At 41.2% G+C, this 221-nt stretch carries 1 pseudogene; it reads right to left on the reverse strand.

Annotation, left to right across the window (positions count from 1 at the left end):
• A pseudogene (locus tag CPT76_RS38600) lies at positions 1-221 on the reverse strand (sugar ABC transporter permease); the annotation flags it as partial.

Here is a 221-nt window from a genome sequence, read left to right on the forward strand (position 1 = left end):
CTTAAATCCCGAATGGTTAACTTCATTAATCATAATGGCCAGCAGGATCGGTAAAGGAAACCCAAAAACGAATTTCAGTACGGAAATTGTAAGTGTGTTTCTGACAACCATCCAAAATTGCGGATCATGAACAAACGAAAAATTGTCCATTCCTACCCACTTACTTCCCCATATCGACGATCCGATCGCAAAGTCTTTGAACGCAATCTGGATGCCTAGCA

The organism is Paenibacillus sp. AR247 (genome assembly GCF_002968895.1).
Classification (GTDB): Bacteria; Bacillota; Bacilli; order Paenibacillales; family Paenibacillaceae; genus Paenibacillus_AQ; species Paenibacillus_AQ favisporus.